Origin of the sequence: Maridesulfovibrio sp., assembly GCF_963678865.1 — a bacterium.
In the GTDB taxonomy this organism is placed as follows: domain Bacteria; phylum Desulfobacterota; class Desulfovibrionia; order Desulfovibrionales; family Desulfovibrionaceae; genus Maridesulfovibrio.
Genome location: NZ_OY787459.1, coordinates 3637588 through 3661721, shown reverse-complemented (window position 1 = coordinate 3661721; position 24134 = coordinate 3637588). Strand labels below are relative to the sequence as shown.

The window sequence follows — 24134 nt, the reverse complement described above, 5'->3', positions numbered from 1 at the left end:
ATGGGCTGGTTCGGTAAACTAAAAAAATTCGGGGTCATGGGTCTCAATGCCCGTAACGGCGCATACGTGCTGCCCAATAACCCGCGCAGGCTCTACCCGCTGGTAGATGACAAGATCACGACCAAGGAATTGACTCTGGCCGCAGGACTGAATGTGCCGGAGCTTTACGGTGTATTCCAGGCCCAGCACGAGCTGAAAAGACTTCCCCAGCTGCTGGAAAAATACGATTCGTTTGTGGTCAAGCCTGCACGTGGAGCCGGAGGAAACGGTATTCTGGTCATTACCGGAAAGCTAGGCCCGCGCTTTCGCAAACCAGATGATTCTCTTGTCGCAGAAGATATCATTTCATTCCATATTTCAAACATACTCAGCGGAATGTACAGCCTCGGCGGCATGCCGGACAAAGCTATGGTCGAATACTGCGTGCAGTTCGCCCCCGTCTTCAAAGACATCGCTTATCAAGGAGTCCCGGATATACGTATCATCGTCTACAAGGGCGTCCCGGCCATGGCTATGCTCCGCCTGCCCACGCGGGAATCAGACGGCAAGGCCAACCTGCATCAGGGTGCCATGGGCTGTGGAATAGACATGCGTACAGGTATGACCACAAGCGCTGTCTGGAAAAACGACAACTGCACCCATCATCCTGACACCCTGCATCCCATTGCCGGAGTTGCCATCCCGGACTGGCCGGAACTGCTCAAGCAGGCCGCACTGGGCTACAGCGTCACCGGTCTTGGCTATCTCGGCGTAGATATTGTGCTGGACAAAAATCTGGGGCCACTGATCCTTGAACTCAATGCCCGTCCGGGGCTGGCTATTCAGGTTGCAAATAAGTGTGGCCTGCAACACAGGCTGAATGAAATAGACCGAGTTCATAAGGACCTGCACACTGAAACTCAACGGATTAAATATGCATTGGATAATTTCGGATCATAAAATTCAACGCCTGCTCCCTATCCTCATTCTCGGATTGGTGTGCATGCTGGGAGGCTGCAAACAGCAGCCTAAACTTATTATACCCCCTGCTCCGCCCCTTCCGGCAAAGATAGCAAAGGAAAAAGCACCCTTGGGCAGGAATGAGGTCCGCCTGAATATAAAACTGCTCCGCCGGCAGGACCAACGCAGGGTACGTAAGGTACGTTCCCAGAGCATGAATACCGGAGCGCGAATTTCCTATCCCGCAGGAGCAGACATTCTGCGCTTCCTGCAGTATGATGAAGAGATTATCACCCTGCCCAAAATGCAGTGCACGAGAGATTTCAAAATCACGCTGCTGACCAGGGATAAGAACCCGCCCCTGACCTTGAACGGCTATTCCAATGTAACATACGAGTTCATGGACTCTCCCCAGACCGGCGGTGCAATTCTGCTGAATTCATTTTACGGTACGCTGGATGAAGACGGAACTCTTTCCAAAACAATACTGCTCCCGACAGAAAGAAAAAATGTATTCAGAAAGGTGCAGACAGAAACAAACCCCAAAAAACTAAGATTCAAAAAAGTAGTCAGAACCAACGTCCTGCCCGATTCAGAGCAACACTACGTGATCAGGTTTCTGGGCAAAAAAGGAATGACCATCCTCTTTGAAATCCGCCATCTGGAAGGGGGCAGCCGTCCCAAGGTGGTTAACCGCCAGACCATGGAAATTCCGCTGGGCACTCCGCTGATCGAGATCAACGGACACCGTTTCAAAGTCCATACGGCTACTACTGAATTTATTGATATTGAACGGTTGAGTTAAAAACCAAACCCACTGATATGTATTCCAAAGGGCCTTAGGTCCTTTGGACGCCGGGGGCTAAATCAAATCGAAAACGCGCGTAGCGCATCAACTTCACTGCCTTCTTCGGGTATAATCCCGAATAGTAAGTTCAATGGTCGGGATGCCGTTAAACTTATCGATTTTTGGCGAAAAAGCGAAACGCATAGTGGTCCCGATAAGTTCGGACCCTAGTTCTTCGGCCATGCGCCATGCCTTGGCAGGCATCCGGCGGGTCTTTTCTTTATCAGTGACTGTGAGTTTGACATGGGCCTTGCCCATGGGACGGCGTTCCAGAATTTCAACTGGAGGAGTTGTGAAAACAGGCTCCGGGTTGCCCATGCCGAAAGGCTGCATGAGTTCCAGTTCCTTGAGCAGTACGTAATCAATCTTTTCCAGCGGCAACTCACGGTCAACCTTGAGCGAGGCCTTAAGCGGTTCGGAACCTATCTTATCGATTACGGCCTGATCAAATCTTTCCCGGAATTCGGAAAGAAGGTCGGCTTTGAAGGACATGCCGGCAGCCAGTTTATGGCCCCCGAAATTGAGAAACAATTCAGACATGGAGGTCAAACCTTCGTGGATATGAAATTCCTTGATGGAACGGGCTGAACCTTTAACAATCCCGTCCTCTTCACAAAGCATAACTGTGGGACGGTAAAATCTTTCTACCACACGGGAAGCCACAATGCCGATAATGCCCGGATGCCAGTTCTTGGAATAAAGGACCAATCCGGCCCGGTTGTCACGCTTGATATGCTCTTCGGCCTGCGCGATTGCTTCCTGCAGAATACGGTCTTCCTCGGCCCTGCGCTCGGTATTCAAATCATCAAGCACCTTGGCAATGGGACGGGCGGTTTCCATATCCTCAGCCATCAGAAGCTGGAGCGCCCGGCCGGGATCTCCCATCCTGCCCGAAGCGTTGATACGCGGAGCCAGCCCAAAGCCTACCTGTCCGGCACCGATAGCAGCAAACATATCATATCCGCTGACCACCTTAAGAGCGGCAAGTCCGGGACGCTTGGCCTCCTTGAGCATGAGAAGGCCGTTTTTAACCAGAATACGGTTCTGGCCCTGCAGTTCCACCACATCGGCAATGGTACCAAGGGCCACAAAATCCAGATAGGCACGTACATCCACCGGATCACCGGGCAACAGCCTGTTAACCTGCGCCATAAGCATGAAGGCCACGCCCACCCCTGCCAAAGCAGCACACGGGCAGTCCTCAAAAGTCTGTCCGTTATATTCTGTAAGACGGGGATTGCAGATGGCTGCAGCCGGGGGAAGTTCTTCACCGGGAAGGTGGTGGTCGGAAACAACTACGGTCATGCCCAGCTCATTGGCAGCCGCAATTTCAGCATTGTTGGTAATCCCGCAGTCAACAGTCAAAAGCAGGTCTATACCCTGCCCGTGAAGTTTTTTGATACCATCCACATTAAGGCCGTAGCCTTCCTCCAGACGGTTAGGCAGGTAGTGACCGCATTTATAGCCACGGTCGGAAAGGAAAGTTTTTACTACGGCGGTTGAGGTCACCCCGTCCACATCATAATCGCCCCAGACAGCCATTTTTTTCCCCTGGGCAAGACCATCGGCAATTACTTGGGCGGCCAATTCCAGACCGGGAATTTCAGTAGGTTTGCAGAGGTTACGTAAGCCCGGAGAGAGGAAAAGGTTCATATCCTCACGGCTCTGAAAGCCGCGATGCCAAAGAATTTCCGCAAGAAGTTCGGTGATACCTAGTTCATCGGCAATAGCGGGGATAGAGGAAGGCAATTCTTCCTCGCTTCGCAGCTTCCATATTTTGGGCAAAACAGTCTCCGTGAAATCAGCTAAAAATCAATCTCAAGGCCGGCAATAGGGCCTTCTTTTTCCTGCTTTTCCTGAAAATCGTCAAAATCAAGATTCAGATCATCATCTTCGTCAGATAGATAACCATTGTTCTTCAGGTAGCCCCAGAACATGATCGCTTCTTCCAGTTCAGGGTTAATCTTCAGTGATTTTTTAATATACTCGATGCAATTCTCAAATTGACCCTTTTCGTAATAAGCCCGGGCAATATTCAGGCAGAGATTCTCATCGTGCTTACTGAGTTCCTCGGCTTTATGGTAATACTCAAGAGCCTGGTCGATCATACCGTTCCGGCGCAGGTTGATACCGAAATCATTAAAAAGATGTTTGTGCTGCGGCTCATAAATAGCCCCGATGCCTACCAGTCTGCGGAAGACATCCTCCGCCCGCCCGGTCTCACCGCGCTCAAGATAGGTCAGCCCGAGGCCGAAATTGGCCCGCACATTCTCTTCATCGATATCAATGGCATGCCCGAATTCATATTCCGCGCTGTAGCTTTCACCGCTTGCGCGGTGCCCTTCTCCGCGTTTAATGTTGCCCTCAAGCGCTTCCATGCTCGGCTTGACAATCTCTATAAAGTACTCCGGCTCAGGGTTATAGTTATCAAGGAATTTATCGCGCTCGACCATGAGTTTCGGACCGGAAGGAACATTATTACTATTCAAGGGCTGCACTTCCAAAGCACCACTATCCTTTTCCTGCACAAACCAATAGGTTTTCTGCACGGTCTGACGGCTGGTCGTTCCGGTTCCTACAGTTGATTCGGTACTTGAAGAAAAAACACCGCTAATTCGGTTGGCAGCCATATACGCCCCTCATTATGAATTCATTTCAGCAACAATCCTTTGTGCGGCTTTCGCAGGTTCATCCGCTCCGGTAATCGGCCTGCCGACTACGAGAAAATTTGAACCGCGTTCAACTGCCTGAGATGGAGTAACCACCCTACGTTGGTCATCGGAAACAGATGCGGGCCTGATGCCCGGAGTAAGGGCCAGAAAATCCTTGCCGCATTTTTCCTTGATGGCTTCGACTTCAAGACCGGAACAGACCACGCCGTCCAGCCCGGCCTGCGATGAAGCAAGAGCCAGATCAAGCACAGCGGAACCTAATCCATCAGGAACCGGAAAAGGAATATCTTCCTCATCCATGCTGGTCAGAATGGTAATAGCCATAAGCAGCGGTCCCTCGGATCCACCAGCTCCCTCGGCACGGCCTTCACGGGCGGCTAGTGCCATGCGCTCCCCTCCAAGAGCGTGCAGGCTGAGCATATCAGCCCCTGCACGGGTGGCGGAACGCACCGCACCTTTCACTGTATTGGGAATGTCAAAAAATTTCAGGTCCACAAAGACCTTAAAACCCATTTCCTTGAACCGTGTAATTATCTCAGGACCTTCAGCGCAAAAAAGTTCCAGCCCGACTTTCACCCAAGGGGCCACGCCGCGTACTTTTTCAGCCATTTCAATTGCGCTTTGTGCATCTTTAAAATCGAGGGCAACAACTAATTCAGACATATTACTCCCTTTATTCCCATGTACTTAAGATACTTTCAAGAAGCCCCGGATTACTACAGGGGCGGTTTTTTCCGGCAAGGTAAATGGCCCTAAGTTCCGCGTAAGCCTTTTCCAGATTATCATTCACAATCCAGTACTCGAATTTCGGGGCGGAAGCCATTTCCTCCATGGCATTACGCATACGGCGATTAATGATATGTTCGGTGTCGGTATTGCGTCCTTCAAGTCTCTTGCGCAACTCCCCGTAGGACGGGGGCATCAGGAAAACAAAAATACCCTCCGGCATGGATTCCATCAACTGCATACAGCCCTGAAAATCAATGTCAAACAGAATATCCATGCCCTTGAAGAGCATCTTTTCCACCGGTTTTTTCGGGGTGCCGTAGAAATTGCCGTGGACCTCGGCCCATTCCGCAAATTCCCCGGCTTCCAACTTTTCATTGAATTCATCGACACTCAGAAAAAAGTAATCCTTGCCGTCCTCTTCACCTTCACGCGGATTACGTGTGGTACAGGAAATGGAAAAACCGACCTGCGGGAATTCCCCGCGCAGCTTTTTTACGAGAGTACTCTTTCCGGTACCGGACGGAGCACAGAGGACCAGCACCTGCCCTTTCTGCTTCGGAGCCGGGATATCAGTCATTGTCGCCCTCCTCGGAGGTGTAACGGTGACCAATGGTTTCAGCCTGAATAGCTGAAAGGATAACATGATTGGAATCGGTAACAATGATGGAACGGGTTTTACGGCCCTGCGTGGCATCCACCAGCCGGCCTTCCTGCCTTGCGTCTTCACGCAATCTGCGCATGGGCGAAGAAGAAGGGTTGACGATGGCGATAACCCGACTTGAAACAACAAAATTACCGAATCCGATATTTAATAAGGTCTGCTTCTGCATCATGCCAGATTACTCAATGTTTTGAACCTGTTCACGACATTTTTCAAGTTCGGCCTTGAATTCGACCACAATCCTGCTCACTTCTGAATCCTGACATTTGTTACCGCAGGTATTGATTTCCCTGAAGGTTTCCTGCAGCAGAAAATCAAGACGCTTACCGGCATCCTTGTTACCGCGCAGGACTTCAAAAATACGCTCCAGATGGGCATCCAGTCTCGTAATTTCTTCGGAAACATCCAGCTTATCGGTCAGGATGGCTACTTCCTGTACCATACGGTCCTCAATGTATTCGGCACCGAGATTCTCCATGTTGCCTTTTACTCTTTCGATCAGGGCTTCACGCTTGGTCTCCAGAATTTCAGGAACCTTGACCTTAACCTTCTCAGCGTATTCCCTGAGCAGGGTAAAACGCTCTTCAAGATCACGCACGAGATCGGCACCTTCGTCTTCTCTGGATTCTTTCCAGTTAGCCAAAGCCTTCTCAAGGCCCGCGCTGATGGACTCGGCGAGCTGAGGATCAGGTTCGCTGGAAGCGTCGCGCCACAGGCCGGAAATATTAAAAAGCCTGTTGTAGTCCGGGGTGAATTCCACGCCGTCCGCAACAGCCATATCTTTAAGCTGATCAATCATTGCTTTGGCCTGCAGCTGGTTCAGGCTTATCCCCAGCAGTTCGGTGCTGAAAACTTCCAGATTGAGGGACAAATCCACCCGACCGCGGGAGCCGTACTTTCTTACAATTTTTTCCCAGCGGGATTCATAACCGCGCAGGGAATTGGGCAGACGCCATTTCAAATCCAGAAAACGTGAATTAACGCTACGGATTTCCCAAACATGGCTCCATTTGTCTTCGGTGGTCTCAGCGCGACCAAATCCGGTCATACTTACGGGCATTTATTGCTCCTTTTGCCTCCGGCGGATATCCGAGAGCTTAAACCATTTTTAAAAAAAGGTTTAAGAATCCCAAAAACTCTTATCGGGCTTCGCCGAGGTAAATTTGTTTATTTTATTTTTACCGTCAGGCTGTCTTTGCTTGCAGCGACGGGTTTTACTTCAATTAAATCACGGGGCACTTTGTTTTCGAATCCTTCTTCCAGAATACAGGTGGAATAAAATTCGCAGATACCCTTGTTTTTGTTTTGAAAAAGGACTTTAAGCGAGTCCATTTTCGAAATTTGGTGCAGAAATTCCTGCTTCTTTTCTTCTATCATTTCACGCAGAATCCGGCCCCGTTCCTTTTTTGTCGGCCCGTCCAGCTGCCCTTTCATGGAAGCCGCAGCAGTCCCCGGACGGACAGAATACGGAAAGACATGCGCATAAGATAGGGGCAGTTTACGGCAAAATTCAAGCGTATTTTTAAATTCTTCCTCGGTTTCTCCGGGAAAACCGGTCAAAATATCCGCTCCAAGGCCGAAAACAGGCCATACGTCCTTAAGTTTATCCAAAAAGACCAACACATCTTCCGGCTTGTAATGCCCCCGGCCCATGCGTTTAAGCACCGCACGGTCACCGCTTTGCAGGGAAAGATGCAGCTGAGGGCAGATCAGATTGGATTTTGAAAAAACTTCCAACGCCCGCTCATTGAGCTGGCCCGGCTCAAGAGAACTGATACGCAGTCTTGCGCGCCCGCCCCACTCTGCGCCGAACTCATCTTCGATGAGTTTCATGAGATCCCAGAAATCAAAACTCTCATCAAACTCGCGTCCGTAATGACTGAGGTTGATGCCGCTGATAATCATTTCCCGGAACCCGGAATCAAGCAGACGGGAAATTTCATTGAGAACATCATCAGCCGAACGGCTCACACTCGGCCCTCTGGTGATGGGCACAATGCAGTAGGTGCAACGATGCGAACAGCCGTCCTGCACTTTGACCACCGCCCTTGAGCGTTCATAATCATCGATCTCAAAAGGCTGGAAAAGAGTATGCCCCTCAGAGATTTCAGGCTGATCTTCAAGCTTGAGCAACTCGAATTTACGTTCCTGCGGAATGACATCAGCAACCCCGGGGAGTTCAGCAAGCTCTTTTGCAAAAACCTGTGCAGCACATCCGGCAATGATAATTTTTCCTTCAGGGTTACGGCGGTTGATGCCACGTACTGTCTGTCGCAAATCACGCAGGGCCGCAGCAGTCACAGCGCAGGAGTTGATGACAATCTCATGGGCCTCGGCATCATTCTCAGCCTGCTCGTATCCCATACGCAGCCAGCGCTCACGCACTGATTCGCTTTCATACTGGTTGATCTTGCAACCTAAGGTGGTGATCCAGAATTTTTTCATTACCATGTCCATATTATCCGCTCCTTTTATCATGGAGCCTCGATATATAAAACTATTTCTTTTTTGACTGGGTGCTGATTTTTTTACACCCTTTTGTATCTTCTGAAACGCTGAAGTCAGGCTTGGGTGCGCTGTAATTGAATTTATCCAGATAAAAAAGTTCCAGCCCGTACCCCAGGGATTCCTCTATTTCAGTAAGGCGAGTTCTGTCTTCATCCGCAACAAAGGTATAAGCAATACCTTTAGTCTCGGCCCGTCCGGTCCTGCCGGTGCGGTGAATGAAAATCTCAACATTGTCCGGCATATCATAATTAATGACGTGGGAAATATTAGAACAGTCAATGCCCCGGGCGGCAAGATCCGTAGCTACCAGCACTTTGAAATCACCGAACTTGAAGCCGCTGAGTGTCCGGTTACGCTTGCTCTGGGAAAGATCGCCATGCAGGTCCGCAGCAGCCAGACCGCCTTTGATCAGACGCTGGGCAAGTCTTCTGGCCCAACGTTTGGTGCGTACAAAAACCAGCACCCGCTCAAATTCAATTTCCTTGAGCAGAACTTTCAGGAAACTCTGCTTCAAATGCAGGGGCACAGGACAACTGTAGTGGCTTACCCCGTCCGCACTTACAGTTACCGCCACCCGGACAACTTCTGGATCACGGAGAATATTTTGTGAAAGCCTGCTGATTTCATCAGGCATGGTAGCCGAAAACATCAGATTCTGACGACTGGCAGGCAATATGCCGAGTATCTTTTCCACTTCATCCATGAAGCCCATATCGAGCATACGGTCCGCTTCATCTAAAATAAGGGTATCAACTTGTGATAAATCGATCTCGCCCCGTTCATGCAGGTCAAGCAACCTGCCGGGAGTGGCATTGACCACAGTGACTTTTTTGACTTCTTTGGCCTGTCTGCCGATACCTGCACCGCCATAAACCGCTGCACTGCGAATTCCGGTCTGCCTACCCAATTCAATAAAAGCCTCATGAGTCTGCAAAGCCAGCTCTCGAGTCGGGGATAGAACAAGCACCCGTGCCGGACCGCGTTTTTCCGCTCCCGCATTGAGCAACCGTTGCAGAACAGGCAGGACAAAAGCGGCAGTCTTACCCGTTCCGGTCTGAGCCAGCCCCATAACATCACGTCCCTGAAGCACTACGGGGATAGCCCTTAACTGCACAGGGGTCGGAACCTCGTACCCGGCACTGCGAATACCGGAAACAAGGCGCATGTCAAATTTAAACTGGTCGAAACTCAAACGGAACTCCATAAAGGAACTATAACATCATTGAAAGAGAGGGGCATTCAAAACAAAAAAGCGCGCCCCTTGCGAGGCGCGCGGATCATTATATATTTATGATGCTGTGTAAAGTGCCGGATTCTACCACCTGCGCGGCAGACTACGCTGGGCCCATTCGGAAAGATAGGGCAGCAATTCTTCGCCAAGCTGATGCAGGGGAACAATATTTCCTTCAATTATGATGCCTTGTGGAAAAAGATTCATCTCATGATATTCTTTGGGTCCCTGAAAAGCGGTATTTTTCGCCAGCAGTACGGAGACATTCATATCTTTGCAGAAAGCGATTAATCCTTCAGGGAAGAAAGCCGCATCTTTAATATTCTTTCCTATGGTGCGAAAAAGAGTCTTGCAGATGGAGACGAAATGTTCACGGCGTAGAGGCTGATGCATGGCAGCCACGGTTTCGTTGGAAACAAAGGTCACCGTTTTGTTGGCCAGCGGTGCATAATTCTTGGCATCACGGGCATCACCGAGAATTATTTCGGCAATTCCAAGTTGTGTAAAAATTTTATAGCTCTGCAAGCCGACCATTTTATCATATTCAATACCGTAAAGGGTTATCTCCTTAAAACCGTTGCGGCGGGCATGGATATACTGGGCAAGGAGCAGGATTCCGGTTCCGGTACCTATGTCCAGCCCTACGTATTCGTCCTGTTCAAGAAGATTAGGAGCAATATTCTGGGTCACGATGGAACGGATGATATGGCTGGTCTTGGTTATGTCCGCAAGCATACGCAAAGAAAAAGACCACTGACGCAGGTAATTCATCAGCTCAATGTCGTCATCAGGCTCATTAAGACTCCGGTGACGACTGAACATTTCACACAGCTTGCTCACTTCTTCAAGGGCAACAGGCTGATCAAAACCGCCCTTATGCACGTAGCAATAGAAAAATTTGAGAACCATACCCATAATCATGGAATCTGAGATCCTGACCGAAGGATCACTCATGCGGTCCACATCTGCAAGCAACGAACTGTCAGAATATAGCGATGGATCTATGACCATCTCTTCCGGGCCCATGAACGCGTGGTGAATCTTATTTATCTCAACTGTGCTCTGTTCCTGCATTTCAACACTCCTTGCGAACATCATTATTAAAACCATAAAGGCATGCTTTACCTACTGCACGGTGAAATGCACAGACTGTTCCCAATTATTAAGCAAGAGGATTCAGGAGTGTATAAAAACTCTACACAACACTATAACATACTAAATTAAATATATATTTTATTTTTGAAAATATAAAGAAAAGGCCGTTTTCGGATTTGAAAACGGCCTTTCAGGAAAAAAATTCCATTTTGTCCAAGTGGAAGAAATGGCTTTGTTCCGCTATAAAAATCAAAATCTGCGGAACGATCCTTCCCCGGAATATTTTGCCCTTATTCCCTCGACCACCTCCCGGTGAGCTTTGTAAGGGTTCAAAGGTTCAACCTTCTCGGCAATCGGCTCGAGATCATGCTGGGGAAATCTTTCAATATGAAGATTATACCCCTTGATCATAAGATTTTCCAGATTAACACTGTCCAGCACGTTATAAGCCAGCAAAGTATCAAGAGCGCGTTCATCACCGTTCATCTCATATTCATTCCAAAGCAGGACAGCAAAATAACCGTCCAAACCTTCCGCATCACCACGATCCATACCGAAATAGTGTTCAATGCCTTTCAAGCCTCCGGTAATGCCCAAGGCACGAAACACAAAACGCAAGTCGATATGGGCAGCCTCAACTTTCAGGCCGAAATATTTTTCAATGAACGGAACATCAAAGCACTTTCCGTTAAAACTGACTATCAACGGATAGCGGGCAATTTCATCCTCGAATTCATAAAGATTTTTACCCTGTACGTAGGTCTTGATTTCTTTGCCGTTCCAGAGCGCTATGGTGGTGATATCACAATTGTGGGCATCGGTTCCGGTGGTTTCTATATCAATGTAGGCTACATTATCCCGGAAATGCGAATACAGCCGCCACTGGTCAGAAGCTGGAAGACGATCGGCAAACCAATTGGCATCATACTCTTCAAGTTTCTGCTTTGATTCACCGCAGCCCTTTTCCAGATCATTTTTTTTGGTATCGGAAAGAGGGGTGTCTACACCGTCCAGAATATCATTCCAATTGTTCACGCCAGCCTGCCATATCTTGGCTTCTGTACTGCTTCCTATTCCTTTGAGATGGCAAAAAGTTCTTTCGAGCATTTTATCAAACAGCCCTGCTTTCAATTAGTTAACATAAATATACACCGTACCCAGCACAGTGAAACCCCTGCATAACGGGCAATAACCGTACGCAAAAGAGAGGATTAGCCAGAATATTTCTCTTAGTCCAGCAATTACATAACATTGACAATAAACAGCCACTGACCATACATATATGGATGGTAAAAAATTATCACTGTAAATAATAGCCGCTATGGAAAATTTGACAATGGAAAAATTAAATTTTCAATACATCATTGATCTGATTCAGTCACAAGTGGTCGGTCCCATTGAAAAAATTATTTCGACCCTACCTCAGGAATCCCTATACCTGATTTTGGCTGCGGCAGGATTGACAGCCCTGCTGGCGGCTATTTTCACCTTTATGTGGCTGCGACCCAAATCCCCGAAAAAGAAAACCCAAGAGCCGACTGATTTTGTTCATTTTTTTCAGAAAAGCGGAACCATTATGGACATTGCAGCAGCCGGCCAACATAATGATGTTCTGGGCAGGGCGGTACTCACCGCAGTTAAGCCGGACCGTATCCATCTTGAAATAATTGAAGAAAACGGCATCAAACATCTTGAACAGAATGATAAAATAATTCTGATGTTCCCTCCGGAAAAGAGCATGGCCGGAAAAGTGAACTCTTTTCACTCCACCATAAATTCTCTTGAATGTGACACAGACGGCTGCGGCAGGATGACCCTGACCCCGCCCGGCAAATTTGCACTGGTCAAACGGCGCAGGCACAAACGCAAACGGGTTGTTGACCAGCAGTTCATCCGCGTCAAACTATGGCTTGGAGCTGCCGACTCCGGTGACACATCCTTTGCTGACCGCATTCCGGACCTTGCTGTCAATTCTTATGATCCCCGTTCTACCGGGCACGAGGATAATCAGGTCATCAATATTTCCAACGGAGGTATCGGGGTGGGAGCATCTCCCGGGCTGGTGGAATCAAAATTAAATACTGATGATGATGTGCTGATCAACATTTTTATGTTCAATTTCCGGCAGAAAATTTTTAAACCATTCTGGTATGCGGGCAAGATCCGCTCCATTGAAAATATGGACGGACATAGTTGCCGGGTTGGCGTGGAGTTCACATACAGCGGCAAGATGCGCGATGAAAATGAGCAGCACATTGACTGGGTAAAGATGTAGCAGAAAAATTTGACTGAAATCAGACTCAAAAATCCCCCTGACGCTTATGCATCAGGGGGATTTTTTGTACCGTGGTTACGCAGAAGGACAGTTATGCATCGTCCTGCGGTTTATCCAACCTTGTTGATGTAACGGTTAGCGATCAAGGGGGTGCCGCGTGCGACATTGCCGTACCCCTTGAAGCGGGTACTTTCCTTATTAAGCCGCCCGATATCTGCCCTGAGAGAAGCGTGGAGTTTCTTTGCCTCCGAAGTAAGCTGTCCCTGCAGATTCTTGAGCTTGTTAAGTTTTTCCAGAATCTGGTCCAGACTTACGCTCTCTTTGGTTTCAAGGGCCTGGGTGGTGAGCACTCCTCTTCTTTCTGCAGCATCAAAGGCATCATCTACCTCGCCTGCCACAAGAAATCTAAGTTCCTCGTATCCGATTTCCAGAGCCTGATCCAGAAGTTCCAAGGTTTCGGCCATAACAGTCTACCTCTTGGCTACCTCCCTGAGATCCTCGCGAATACCGGAGATAACATTCTTCCATCTTTCAACGGAAGGCAGGAATTCATATTCAAGTAAATCAGCCAGCAAAATCCAGTCCTCGTTTTCAAGAACTTCGGTCATTTCAGTAAAAAGACCGGAAAAATCTTCCACAACCTTTTCAAATTCATCGCTGTGTTTAAGGGAAAACTGGTCACGCAGGTTACCGACCATACTCAGAAAGTCCCTGACTACATCAAGAAGATCCTGATAAAGTTCAAGGGCTTCAGCATCATCGGCCTGCCTGAAAAGTTCCGCGACCTGCTTACCGCCGCCGGACATGATATGCACAACTTTGTACAGCTCAAGTGTGATAGCAGATGCCATCTCAATAGCGGAAGCACTTATGATCTCAAGGCGGTCTATTTCTGAAGTTTCAATATCTTCCGACTGGTTGGGATAAATTTCACTGAAAGGTTCATCGTTAACCATGACATCAGTTACAATGCGGTCTGTCAGGTGTCCTGATTCCAGCACCTTATCAAAAACCTGCTCAAGATTTTCAAAATTTCTGATGTCGAGATCAGTTTTGGTTCCATCAATAACGATCATAATGACTCTCCTCCTGAATTAGGTACGTAATTTTTTCCGGTTGGTCCGGTACGCCATATATCATTCAAGACTCATGCCATACTCAATCCAAAGCAGCAGATAAAGCTCCGACAAGCGCCATATAACGAGCCAACTGATCCATAACCCCATCCAGATTTTCGTGAGTCCGAGACTCAATCATCCACATGGAAGAGAGCACGGAAAGTTCGGGGCACGAAGACATAATATCCTGTATTTTTTGCAGGTTAGCTAAAAACTTCATCTTCATGGCTTCAATGGGATCAGCCTTTAGAAGCACCACCTGTCTGCTAAGCAGAAACAAAACATCCCGACAGTTGCCAAGGGATTCCAGCAATCTTTCCCGCAGCTCGGTAGAAAGCTCAATCCGGGGCAGATCAGCGGCGGAAACATCTTCTCCGTCAAGAAAACGACGATACAACTCACGCTGCAAAAAAATCCATTTATGGCGGTCGCTCTGATCATGACCGGAAAGGGAAACCAGACTCATCATGCCCTGCTCGTCACGCCCTGTAAGATATGCACGAACACCTCTGTTTTCCAGCTGCGGCCACTCCCCGCTATCAATAAATAATGAGACGGCTTCAAAAACAGTCTCAGGGCTTACAGCCCGGCGGCATATATTTTCATGAATACACTTCTGCCCGAAAGGACAGGGATGGCAATCAAGATCAGGTTCAAAGCAACACAGATTGACTGCAGCCGGTCCGGTATCCCAAGGCTGGGCTGTAGCCAGAAAAATTGCCGCCAGCGGGGTACCTGACCCGGCGGCAAGATGCATGGTCCCTGTGTCATTAGTCACCAGCAGGTTTAGACGGCGCAACACCGCTGCAAGTTCCTGCAGGGAAGTAACGCCCATAAGATTTACGGCGGGAAATTTAGCCCCCTCAAGAATGCGCTGGCCCAGTTCCTTCTCGCTTTCGGTCCCCAGCAAAACTGGAACCATACGTTTTTGTTTCCACAAGCTGTGACCAAGCTCCCTGAAATAAGCAACCGGCCAACGTCTGCGATCCTCACTGGCTCCGGGCTGGAAACCGACAAAACCTTTGGCCCCCGGAGCAGGATTTTCCAACAGCTTCAAGGCCGCAATTTTCATTTCTAGTACAGGCTCGGCCAGTTCAAAGGCTGCCGGACGATCTATGCCTGCCACCCTGCTGAAAAGGTCCACGACATTAAACGGGCTGGCACCGCGGTTGGAGGATGCCATTTGCAAAAATCCGGCCCAGCGAGAGGTATCCGCGTTGAAACCGAATTCATCCATGGCAAAGCCGCGCACTTCGCGCCCTTGACCAAGCCTGAGGGAAATCAGCCGCGAGGGAACACTTGGCGTCAGGTTGATTACCAATGCAGGATTAAAAGTTCCCTCAATTTCCGCGCAATAAGATTCAAAAACACTGATTGCCTCGCGCCAGTCCCTGTCAATAGCGGCAAGCAGCGATGCTCCGGGCAAAGGAAAAGTTTGTGCTACATTGCGTAGGAGCTGTGTTGTCCCGGAAAAATTTTTCAAACACATGACTCCGACTTCATAGCCCTGCTCGGCCAAAGCCGTAATTACCGGCTGGGTCTGCAGTAAATCCCCGAAACGGGTGAGATTTATGACTAGCGCTTTCATGGGAAGAGCCTCCGGCGGCCCTCCGGGGGCTTAAACCCTTTTGATTCGCCGCTTCGTTTTGTTAATTTTTTACTGGTATACCGCAACTCTGAAGACAACGCCACTCACAGCAAACGGTAACTTCTACGGGTAAACGGCACAAACTTTCCGCCAAACGGTTTTCTGCTCCACTGAATGATTTTCTGCCACCGCTTATCGAAAAGCATGTGCATGTAACCGGGAAAATGTATATAACCTTCACATCCGGTAAAAATTTTCTGCTGACACATGCACTAAAAAACTCTCAGGAGGCAACCTATGACTGAAGAACAAAAAATTGAAAGTCTCTCCAAAGAAAACAGACTTTTTAATCCTCCTGCCGATTTCCCCGGAGCATGCGTGAATGGCCTTGAAGAATATAAAGCTATCTATGACCGTTCTATTAACGACATGGAAGGTTTCTGGGCTGAACGCGCCGAAGAACTGCTTACATGGGACAAGAAGTGGGACAATGTTCTTGATTATGATTTCTACAAACCGGAAATCAAATGGTTCGAAGGCGGCAAGCTCAACGCCTCTGCCAACTGCCTTGACCGCCATATTGCAAATGGGCGCCGCAACAAGGCCGCACTCATATGGCAGGGCGAGGAAGACCACGAAGTAAAGGTATACACCTACGATATGCTTCATCGCGAAGTATGCCGCTTTGCCAACGTGCTCAAAAAAATGGGCGTTCAGAAAGGTGACCGGGTTTCCATCTACCTGCCGATGATCCCGGAACTGGCTATCGCCATGCTGGCCTGTACCCGCATCGGGGCACCCCACTCCATCATTTTCGCGGGCTTCAGCTCCAACAGCCTGCGTGACCGCATCAATGACTGCGGCGCAAAAGTACACATCACCGGAGACGGAGTATTGCGCGGAGGACGAAAAATTCCGCTCAAACCAAATTCCGACGAAGCACTTAAGGAATGCCCTTCCATTGAACAGTGCATCGTTGTTCCCAGAGCTAACAATGAAGTTGAAATGGTCGAAGGCCGTGACCGTCTCTGGTCCGAACTCATGGAAGACCCGGAAATAACCGACAACTGCCCCTACGAGCTGATGGATTCCGAAGATCCGCTCTTCATCCTCTATACCTCCGGCAGCACCGGTAAGCCCAAAGGCGTTTTCCACACCACCGGCGGCTACCTGACCTATGCCGCCCACACCTGCCAATGGGTCTTCGACCTCAAGGATAATGATGTTCACTGGTGTACCGCCGATATCGGCTGGGTAACCGGACACTCTTACATTGTTTACGGACCGCTGGCTCTTGGTGCCACCAGCATCATGTTCGAATCCGTTCCCACCTACCCGGACCCGGCAAGGTTCTGGCAGGTTTGTGAAAAATTCCGTGTAAACATCTTCTACACCGCACCCACTGCCATCCGCGCCCTCATGCGTGAAGGCGACCAGTGGACCAAGAAATACGATCTCTCCAGCCTGCGCATTCTCGGCACAGTCGGTGAACCGATCAACCCGGAAGCATGGATGTGGTACCACGAAAATATCGGTGCAAGTAAACTGCCCATAATTGATACATGGTGGCAGACGGAAACAGGAGGACATATACTTTCTCCGCTGCCTTACGCCACACCGCTCAAGCCCGGCTCGGCAACCCTCCCGCTGCCCGGCATTGATGCGGCTATCGTGGACCGCCACGGCGAAGAAGTCGGTCCCAATGAAGGCGGTTTTCTTGTAATCCGTAAACCGTGGCCCGGTATGCTGCGCGGCGTCTGGGGCAATCAGGAAAGGTTCAAGCAGCAGTACTTTGAAGGCTTCCCCGGCGTATACGAATCCGGAGACGGAGCACGCAGGGACGAAGACGGTTACTTCTGGATTATGGGCCGTGTGGATGACGTAATCAACGTTTCAGGCCACAGGCTTGGAACCGCTGAAATTGAATCCGCACTGGTTTCCCACCCGGCAGTTTCCGAAGCAGCGGTTGTAGGCATGCCTCACGAGGTAAAAGGGCAGTCCATTTACGCCTACGTAACCCTCAAGTCCGAATACGATGAAGACGACGACCTGATTAAAGATCTGCGTATGCACGTCCGTAAGGAAATCGGTCCCCTGGCGGCCCCGGAAGTGATCCAGTTCGCTCCATCCCTGCCCAAGACCCGTAGCGGGAAAATCATGCGCCGTATCCTGCGCAAGATTGTAGAAGGCGACACTTCGAACCTCGGTGATACTTCGACACTGGCTGATCCTTCAGTAGTGACCGATCTCATCGAAGGTTATGAAGAAATAATGAATCCATAAGTATGGCAAAAGGTTGCCCGGAAGTTGCCCGGCTCTTTTAAAAGAGCCGGGCAATAATTCAGCAGCTGGCTCTGTACCGGATGAGACCGGAATACACGAAAAATGCTTCTATCTATTTTGGAAGGTGGCTATGGAAGCATCGTGTATTCCGGTCTATTTTTTTGTCCTCACTCTTGCAAATCCACTCTGAGTTGATACTATCATGATCAGTCGACTCAATAGTCTTTGCAGGAGAAAGCAATGCGGCGTGAAATTCAGCAGATTTTTTACGGCGAACCTGTACATGAAGGTGCCGGAGTAAAACTACACCGGGCCTTCGGATACTTTGAAGCCTCCCTTTTCGATCCTTTCCTTATGCTTGATGACTTCCGGTCCGACAATCCCGAAGATTATTTAAAAGGATTCCCGTGGCATCCCCACCGGGGTATTGAAACCATTACCTACCTTTTGAAGGGCGATGTGGAACACGGGGACAGTCTCGGCAATTCGGCTGTTACCGGGGCAGGCAATGTACAGTGGATGACTGCCGGCAGTGGAATAATCCATCAGGAAATGCCCAAGGGGGACGAAAACGGATCCATGCACGGATTCCAGCTCTGGGCTAATTTAAGCTCAGAAAATAAAATGATTAACCCTGAATACCGTGAAATTCCAGCTGATGACATCCCAACTGTGAAGCGCGAAGACGGTAGCTTTATCAAAATTATTGCCGGAGAAGTAGACGGTATAAAAGGCCCGGCGAAAGGCATCGGCATTGACCCGGAATATCTGGATATAAAAATTCCCGCCGGAAATGAATTCACTCACCCCACCAAGCGAGGTTACACGGCCTTTATCTATGTAACCGCCGGCAACGGTACGGTTAACGGCCAAAAAGTAAAAAATCGATCGCTGGTCCTTTTTGACGACGGTGACAAGCTGGTAATCAATGCCGGAGACTCTCCGCTCAGTTTCCTGCTGCTTACCGGAAAACCCATTAATGAAATGATTTATTGGCGTGGTCCTATTGTAATGCATACCGCAGAAGAACTGGAAAAAGCTTTTCAGGAATATGCGCAAGGCACTTTTATCAAGCACCCTAAACCACAAGGATTGTTAAATGAACTTCCCTGAAATTTTGGAAAAAAGAAGAGCCGTAAATTATTTTGACCCTGAACGCGATGTCGAGCAGCAATTGCTGAAGAAAATTGTCGAGCAGGCTGCAAAAGCCCCATCCAGCTACAACCTGCAGCCGTGGAAACTGAAAGTTGTCCGTGACAAAGAGCGCAAACAGGCCCTGCGTGCACTGGCCTTCGACCAGCCCAAGGTAACCGAAGCTCCGGTAATCCTCATCCTGCTTGCAGACCGCGAAGGATGGAAGCTGGAAAAATCCACTGTTGAAAATGTATTCAACGACTTTGTTGAGTCAGGAAAAATGCAAGCGGAGCAGAAAGAATGGTTTGCCGGGGTAACCCAAGGTTTGTACGGACGCGACGAAATGGCGGCACAGGCATTTGCCAATAAAAACACTGGTCTTTTCGCCATGTCCCTGATGTACGCAGCCACCGCAAACGGTTTGGAGTCTCATCCCATGGACGGTTTCGACCATGAAGCTGTACGTAAAGAGTTCAACATCCCTGATAACTACTGGATTCCAATGCTTATTGCCATCGGCTATCTGAAGCCGGGAACTCAAGTACCCCCCAAAGGCTGGCGTGAATCATTCGAGGACATGATCATTGAGTGAGTAACATCTCTTAAAATTCCCATAAACGGAGATTTTCTCCAGACAGGCGGTAACTAAGCGTTCCCAAACACAAAAACTCATTTCGTATCCCCGTTCACCGAAAATAGAATGCATCAAAAGCACGGCCATGCTTTTATGACAGAACGGATAAGGAGAACAGCAGAAAAGACCCGGATTGGAGACACAGATAAAGATCAACTTCAAAACCAGGGGACGAAATGAGTGACATGAGAGTAATGAACAGATGGTTTGCTGTTGCGGGAGCGGTGCTCATGCAACTGGCATTGGGGGCAATCTATGCATGGTCGGTGTTCACACCCTCACTGATTGAGGCTGGCTGGAACAAGTTTCAAACTCAGGTTGTTTTTTCCATCGGGCTGGTCAGTTTCGCTATTTCCATGGTCTGGGCCGGGAAAAAAATTGCCCAGTGGGGGCCAATGAAACTTTCCTTCCTCAGTGCCCTTGTATTGGGAGCAGGCTATGCCCTTGCCGGAATTACCGGAGGAACCAGCTTCACAGCCCTGTGCTTTTTCATCGGGCTTATCGGCGGTGCCGGAATCGGCCTTGGTTACGTGGTTCCCATTGCTGTGGGCATGCGTTGGTTTCCCGATAAAAAAGGATTCATCACCGGACTGGCTGTAGCCGGATTCGGTTTCGGAGCCATGGCCTGGGTAAAGCTGGCCGGAGCATGGGGTAATCTGATCGGTACAATCGGTCTTTCCGCCACATTCTCACTATACGGCCTGCTCTTCTGTTTAATGATTGCAGCAGGTGGTATCTGGATGCGTTTCCCCCCGGAAGGATGGGTACCTGAAGGTTACCACCCTGAAACCAACCCCGCAGCAGCAAATGAAGTAGAAGAAGAGAACTTCAGCACCACCGAGATGCTCAAGACTCCGCAATTCTACCTCATCTTCACCACTTTCACTTTCAGTGCCGCCGCCGGCCTCATGTCCATCGGGCTGATGAAACTCTACCCCATGGAGGCATTACAGGCTTCCGGCCATAGTGCAGCCGAGGCAAGTGCTATAGCCGGAACAGCCATGGCTGTCTTTTTCAGCCTTGCCAACGGACTGGGCCGTATCATCTGGGGCTCAATGAGTGACAAGCTGGGCCGCAAGCGTTCCATCCTGCTCATGAACGCAATTCAGGGCGCAACCCTGCTTGCTTTCACCGCCATGGCCGGGAATGCTTTTCTGCTTTATGTGGGAGCGACCATTATCGGATTCAACTTCGGCGGCAACTTTGCCCTCTTCCCCACCATCACAGCCGACACCTTCGGAACCAAAAACGTGGGGCAGAACTACCCCTATATCTTCCTCGCTTACGGAGCAGGCGGAATAGGAGGTCCCTTGCTCGGAGGAATGCTGGGGGATATAAACAATTTCCCGCTGGCCTTCACAATCTGCGGCACATGCTGTTTTATCGGCGCGGCGGCGATCTTAATGCTCAAAAAACCGCGCGAGATTTTAAATGCAAACCCGGAAGTTTCATAGCTGAGCGGATAAATATTACGGAATTTTTACTAATCAACTCTTCCGTACCCTAAAACTCCCTGCGCCAGGCGGGGAGTTTTTCAATTTTGGGATCAGGCACTTCTCGATAAAAAATGACGACATTTATCTCTCCTTATTTTTTTTGAGAAAAAGAACCAATAGCTAAATAACATCAGTCCGCTAATCAGACACAATGCATACGCAAGGTTGGTGCTGCATGACTCAAAAAACAATGCATATCCGGCACTGACCACAGCGCCAGAACAAAAAAGAATAACCCCGTACATAGAGCTTGCAATACCAGCCAGCTTAGAAAACGGACGCAGACTCGCCGAAATGGCATTGGCAAAAATAAGCCCCAAAGCAAGATATGCAACAAATAGGGAGCACATTAAAGTGCTGACAGTCGCCCCCCCAGACAATTCAATAAGCAAACCTCCTAACGCAGCGATGAAAAGAAGAAACGCCCCCATACCGATAATACGGACAGGATACATCCTGAGTAAAAGCCTGCTATTAAGGAATGATCCTACAAAATAACCTGAAGCTACAACCAGCATAATCCACCCATATTGTATGGCAGAAACATTGTACTGTTGTTGAAATATAACAGGTCCTGCCACATTGACGCAGCTGAAGACGCTGTACAGCAGTACCAGCAGAAGCAGGTTCTTTTTAAATTCCGATTCTTTAAAAAGACCGCAATACTCTTTCGTAACGCGCGTAAGAGAAAGACCTGTAGAACGGTTGCGGCCAGTTTCGCCGACACAAATTACAAGCCATCCGGTTAAGATCAGTCCTAAAAGGCCCAAGAGTATAAAAGAATATTTCCAGCCAAAATGCTGTTGAATTATACCGCCGAGCGTAGGGGCAAGAATTGGAACAAAGGCCCAGCCCATTGACATATATGACGAAACGACAGGAAGTTCCTCTGAAGTAAAAACATCACGCATTATGGCCCGAGCACAGACACTTGCGGCCCCGACAGCAGCTCCCTGAAAAAAACGAAACAACAAAATAAAATTAATAGTTGGTGCCCACACTATACCAAAGCTCGATATTACGAACAAAGGCAACCCAAACAATAAAACCGGCATTCTGCCGAAACGATCTGCAAGAGGACCATAAAAAATCTGTGACCCGCCAAATCCAAACAAATAAATGGAAACTGTCATCTGAGCCTGATCCACAGAAGCACCAAAGTGGTGAGCCATTTGTGGAAGCGATGGTAGGTAAATGTCAATTGCCGCCTGACAAAGAATGACCAGCCCAAGTATAAAAGCCAGCGTCATTCTTTTTCTCACATTATACATATAATCTCCTTCGATACAGAATCTGCAGACAAAGTGATCTACAGACGGTGCATACTAGGAGTACAGACGATGTCCCGTCGAACGCTAAACGGAAAAAAAGAACGCCAAACAGGACAATTCACATTTACTTTTTCAAATATTCACGGGGAGACAATCCGACTAAACGCCGAAACAAAGCTGAAAAAGAACTCGGTGTCTCATATCCCACAGCCAATGCTGTTTCCAATACCGACACTCCTGACAACAGCAGGGGGAGAGCGTAGAGAATACGCGCCTGCTGCCTCCACTCCATGAAAGTAACCCCTGTTTCTTTCCTGAATAAACGGGACAAGGTTCTATGTGAGGACCCAATCAATTCCCCCCATTCTTTCAAGGACCGGGAGTCGGCAGGGTAATCTTTTAACTGCTCACAAATATGCCTGATACGTTCATCCTCTGGCCATGCTAGGTTGAACAACTCCCCATCCGCCCAATTGATTTCTTCATTAATCAACTGCATCAGTAATCCATCGCGCCCATTCAGATCATAATCAACAGGAATACTGGCTGCCGCGACCAAAAGTTCATGCAGCAAACGAGAAACTTTTACAGCCAGAGGGTGATCTGGAGCATCTGTACGACACATATCCGGTGCAACATAAAACGTTCTTAATGCGACAAGTCCGTGGGCCCGCATAGAATGGGGGACATTGGAGGGCAGCCAAAAAGCCCGTTGGGGAGGGATAAACCAGCATTTATGGTCAGCATATATTTCCATTACACCTGACTCAGCAAAAACAAGTTGCGCTCTGACATGACGGTGTTCGGCGATAATATGCCCGGTTGAGAATTCATTGGACATAGCGGAAAAAGGGTTACTGACATACTGATAGTCATCTCTGTTGGTACTTTTCTTAATCAAAAAATATCTCCTAAAATAATGCCTGCCGTTTACTACTCCATACATGGCAAGCTAGAATATTCTGTTTTCGATCAGGAAGAGTTCACCAATGAACCAGACTTCCTTGAACATATTTACTAAACCTAATATCATCCCACTTCATCTAAATAAGGAGTCTTCCCATGAACCACACCCGCTGCCCCTGGGCAAAGCACGATCTTGAAATAGCCTATCACGATACCGAATGGGGAATTCCCATACATGATGACCGGCTCCATTTTGAATTTCTCATCCTTGAAGGGGCACAGGCCGGACTTTCATGGCTGACCGTACTCAAAAAACGCGAAAACTACCGCGCTGCTTTTGCGGATTTTGATCCTGAAATTGTCGCACGGTTTGATGAAAATAAAATTGAGCTTCTACGTCAAGAGGAAGGAATTATACGCAATAAGCTCAAGATTAATTCCGCTGTCCGCAATGCCCGTGCATTTCTTGATGTGCAAAAAGAATTTGGCAGCTTTGATGCTTACATATGGCAATTCACAGACGGAAAGGCAATTCAAAACCGATGGAAGTCCTTAGAGGAAGTTCCAGCAAAGACCGCTGAAGCAGAAGCCATGAGCAAAGACCTGAAAAAACGGGGATTCAATTTCGTAGGCCCTACAATCTGCTATGCCTACATGCAGGCGACCGGAATGGTTAACGATCATCTGGTGAGCTGCTTTCGCCACCGGGAACTGCTTGAACTTGAATAGATTTAAATAAAGCTTGAA

Annotated in this window: 23 protein-coding genes; 8 read left to right on the top strand and 15 right to left on the bottom strand. The window is 48.7% G+C overall.

Features of this window, described 5'->3' with window-relative positions:
• Together ACKU41_RS16740 and ACKU41_RS16735 are read left to right on the top strand one after the other, a co-directional pair.
• Positions 1-939: an alpha-L-glutamate ligase-like protein gene (locus tag ACKU41_RS16740; RefSeq protein ID WP_321402386.1), complete on the top strand. Its 939-nt coding sequence runs from the start codon at positions 1-3 to the stop codon at positions 937-939.
• Positions 914-1744 carry a hypothetical protein gene (locus ACKU41_RS16735; RefSeq protein ID WP_319778676.1) on the top strand — a complete coding sequence of 277 codons (831 nt, stop codon included), beginning with the start codon at positions 914-916 and terminating at the stop codon, positions 1742-1744. Before ACKU41_RS16740 ends, ACKU41_RS16735 begins: the two co-directional genes overlap by 26 nt.
• A gap of 93 nt (positions 1745-1837) precedes the next feature.
• On the opposite strand, the gene recJ is transcribed toward ACKU41_RS16735, so the two are convergent.
• The 10 genes from recJ to ACKU41_RS16685 all read right to left on the bottom strand — a co-directional run bounded on the left by recJ (position 1838) and on the right by ACKU41_RS16685 (position 11789).
• Positions 1838-3571 (bottom strand): single-stranded-DNA-specific exonuclease RecJ, encoded by a 1734-nt coding sequence (gene recJ, locus ACKU41_RS16730; protein ID WP_321402384.1) that lies wholly within the window; start codon positions 3569-3571, stop codon positions 1838-1840.
• A 20-nt stretch (positions 3572-3591) separates the two neighbouring features.
• Entirely contained in the window at positions 3592-4416 is an 825-nt protein-coding gene (locus ACKU41_RS16725) for a tetratricopeptide repeat protein (protein WP_319778674.1), read from the bottom strand.
• Positions 4417-4428: 12 nt separating this feature from the next.
• Positions 4429-5121, bottom strand: coding sequence for an orotidine-5'-phosphate decarboxylase (gene pyrF, locus ACKU41_RS16720; RefSeq protein WP_319778673.1), 693 nt, complete (start codon positions 5119-5121; stop codon positions 4429-4431).
• Between the two features lie 10 nt (positions 5122-5131).
• The gene (gene gmk, locus ACKU41_RS16715) at positions 5132-5764 is read right to left on the bottom strand and encodes a guanylate kinase (RefSeq protein ID WP_321402380.1); all 633 of its coding nucleotides are present in this window, start codon (positions 5762-5764) and stop codon (positions 5132-5134) included.
• On the bottom strand, positions 5757-6020 hold the full coding sequence (locus tag ACKU41_RS16710; RefSeq protein WP_394700631.1) for a DUF370 domain-containing protein: 264 nt from the start codon (positions 6018-6020) through the stop codon (positions 5757-5759). The genes gmk and ACKU41_RS16710 overlap by 8 nt, the downstream gene beginning before the upstream one ends.
• 6 nt (positions 6021-6026) lie before the next feature.
• Positions 6027-6908: a YicC/YloC family endoribonuclease gene (locus ACKU41_RS16705; protein ID WP_321402378.1), complete on the bottom strand. Its 882-nt coding sequence runs from the start codon at positions 6906-6908 to the stop codon at positions 6027-6029.
• 107 nt (positions 6909-7015) lie between these two features.
• On the bottom strand, positions 7016-8305 hold the full coding sequence (mtaB, locus tag ACKU41_RS16700; protein ID WP_321402376.1) for a tRNA (N(6)-L-threonylcarbamoyladenosine(37)-C(2))-methylthiotransferase MtaB: 1290 nt from the start codon (positions 8303-8305) through the stop codon (positions 7016-7018).
• Between the two features lie 40 nt (positions 8306-8345).
• Positions 8346-9548, bottom strand: a complete 1203-nt coding sequence (locus ACKU41_RS16695; protein ID WP_319778668.1) for a DEAD/DEAH box helicase — start codon at positions 9546-9548, stop codon at positions 8346-8348.
• A gap of 123 nt (positions 9549-9671) precedes the next feature.
• Positions 9672-10661 (bottom strand): class I SAM-dependent methyltransferase, encoded by a 990-nt coding sequence (locus tag ACKU41_RS16690; RefSeq protein WP_319778667.1) that lies wholly within the window; start codon positions 10659-10661, stop codon positions 9672-9674.
• A gap of 270 nt (positions 10662-10931) precedes the next feature.
• Positions 10932-11789 (bottom strand): ribonuclease H-like domain-containing protein, encoded by an 858-nt coding sequence (locus ACKU41_RS16685; RefSeq protein ID WP_319778666.1) that lies wholly within the window; start codon positions 11787-11789, stop codon positions 10932-10934.
• A gap of 229 nt (positions 11790-12018) precedes the next feature.
• Between ACKU41_RS16685 and ACKU41_RS16680 the strand changes: the two genes are divergently transcribed.
• Positions 12019-12957 carry a PilZ domain-containing protein gene (locus ACKU41_RS16680; protein ID WP_321402373.1) on the top strand — a complete coding sequence of 313 codons (939 nt, stop codon included), beginning with the start codon at positions 12019-12021 and terminating at the stop codon, positions 12955-12957.
• Between the two features lie 110 nt (positions 12958-13067).
• Here ACKU41_RS16680 and ACKU41_RS16675 read toward each other — a convergent pair whose 3' ends face one another.
• From ACKU41_RS16675 to ACKU41_RS16665, 3 genes are all read right to left on the bottom strand, one after another.
• Positions 13068-13421, bottom strand: coding sequence for a hypothetical protein (locus tag ACKU41_RS16675; RefSeq protein WP_319778663.1), 354 nt, complete (start codon positions 13419-13421; stop codon positions 13068-13070).
• 6 nt (positions 13422-13427) lie between these two features.
• The gene (locus ACKU41_RS16670; protein WP_319778662.1) at positions 13428-14033 is read right to left on the bottom strand and encodes a hypothetical protein; all 606 of its coding nucleotides are present in this window, start codon (positions 14031-14033) and stop codon (positions 13428-13430) included.
• A gap of 82 nt (positions 14034-14115) precedes the next feature.
• A complete protein-coding gene (locus tag ACKU41_RS16665) occupies positions 14116-15663 on the bottom strand; it encodes a glycosyltransferase family 9 protein (RefSeq protein WP_319778661.1) in 1548 nt (515 codons plus the stop codon).
• Between the two features lie 297 nt (positions 15664-15960).
• On the opposite strand from ACKU41_RS16665, the gene acs reads away from it, so the two are divergent.
• The 4 genes from acs (at position 15961) to ACKU41_RS16645 (ending at position 21168) form a co-directional block, all read left to right on the top strand.
• Positions 15961-17946 carry an acetate--CoA ligase gene (gene acs, locus ACKU41_RS16660; RefSeq protein WP_321402369.1) on the top strand — a complete coding sequence of 662 codons (1986 nt, stop codon included), beginning with the start codon at positions 15961-15963 and terminating at the stop codon, positions 17944-17946.
• A 240-nt stretch (positions 17947-18186) separates the two neighbouring features.
• Complete coding sequence (locus ACKU41_RS16655) at positions 18187-19059, top strand: pirin family protein (protein WP_319778659.1); 873 nt, start codon at positions 18187-18189, stop codon at positions 19057-19059.
• Positions 19046-19672, top strand: a complete 627-nt coding sequence (locus tag ACKU41_RS16650) for a nitroreductase family protein (RefSeq protein WP_319778658.1) — start codon at positions 19046-19048, stop codon at positions 19670-19672. The genes ACKU41_RS16655 and ACKU41_RS16650 overlap by 14 nt, the downstream gene beginning before the upstream one ends.
• Positions 19673-19890: 218 nt before the next feature.
• Positions 19891-21168: an OFA family MFS transporter gene (locus ACKU41_RS16645; RefSeq protein ID WP_319778657.1), complete on the top strand. Its 1278-nt coding sequence runs from the start codon at positions 19891-19893 to the stop codon at positions 21166-21168.
• 92 nt (positions 21169-21260) lie between these two features.
• On the opposite strand, the gene ACKU41_RS16640 is transcribed toward ACKU41_RS16645, so the two are convergent.
• Both ACKU41_RS16640 and ACKU41_RS16635 read right to left on the bottom strand, forming a co-directional pair.
• Positions 21261-22481: a multidrug effflux MFS transporter gene (locus tag ACKU41_RS16640; RefSeq protein ID WP_321402366.1), complete on the bottom strand. Its 1221-nt coding sequence runs from the start codon at positions 22479-22481 to the stop codon at positions 21261-21263.
• Positions 22482-22605: 124 nt separating this feature from the next.
• Positions 22606-23382 carry a helix-turn-helix transcriptional regulator gene (locus tag ACKU41_RS16635; protein ID WP_319778655.1) on the bottom strand — a complete coding sequence of 259 codons (777 nt, stop codon included), beginning with the start codon at positions 23380-23382 and terminating at the stop codon, positions 22606-22608.
• A gap of 161 nt (positions 23383-23543) precedes the next feature.
• Between ACKU41_RS16635 and ACKU41_RS16630 the strand changes: the two genes are divergently transcribed.
• A complete protein-coding gene (locus tag ACKU41_RS16630; RefSeq protein ID WP_319778654.1) occupies positions 23544-24116 on the top strand; it encodes a DNA-3-methyladenine glycosylase I in 573 nt (190 codons plus the stop codon).
• The last annotated feature ends 18 nt before the right edge of the window (positions 24117-24134 follow it).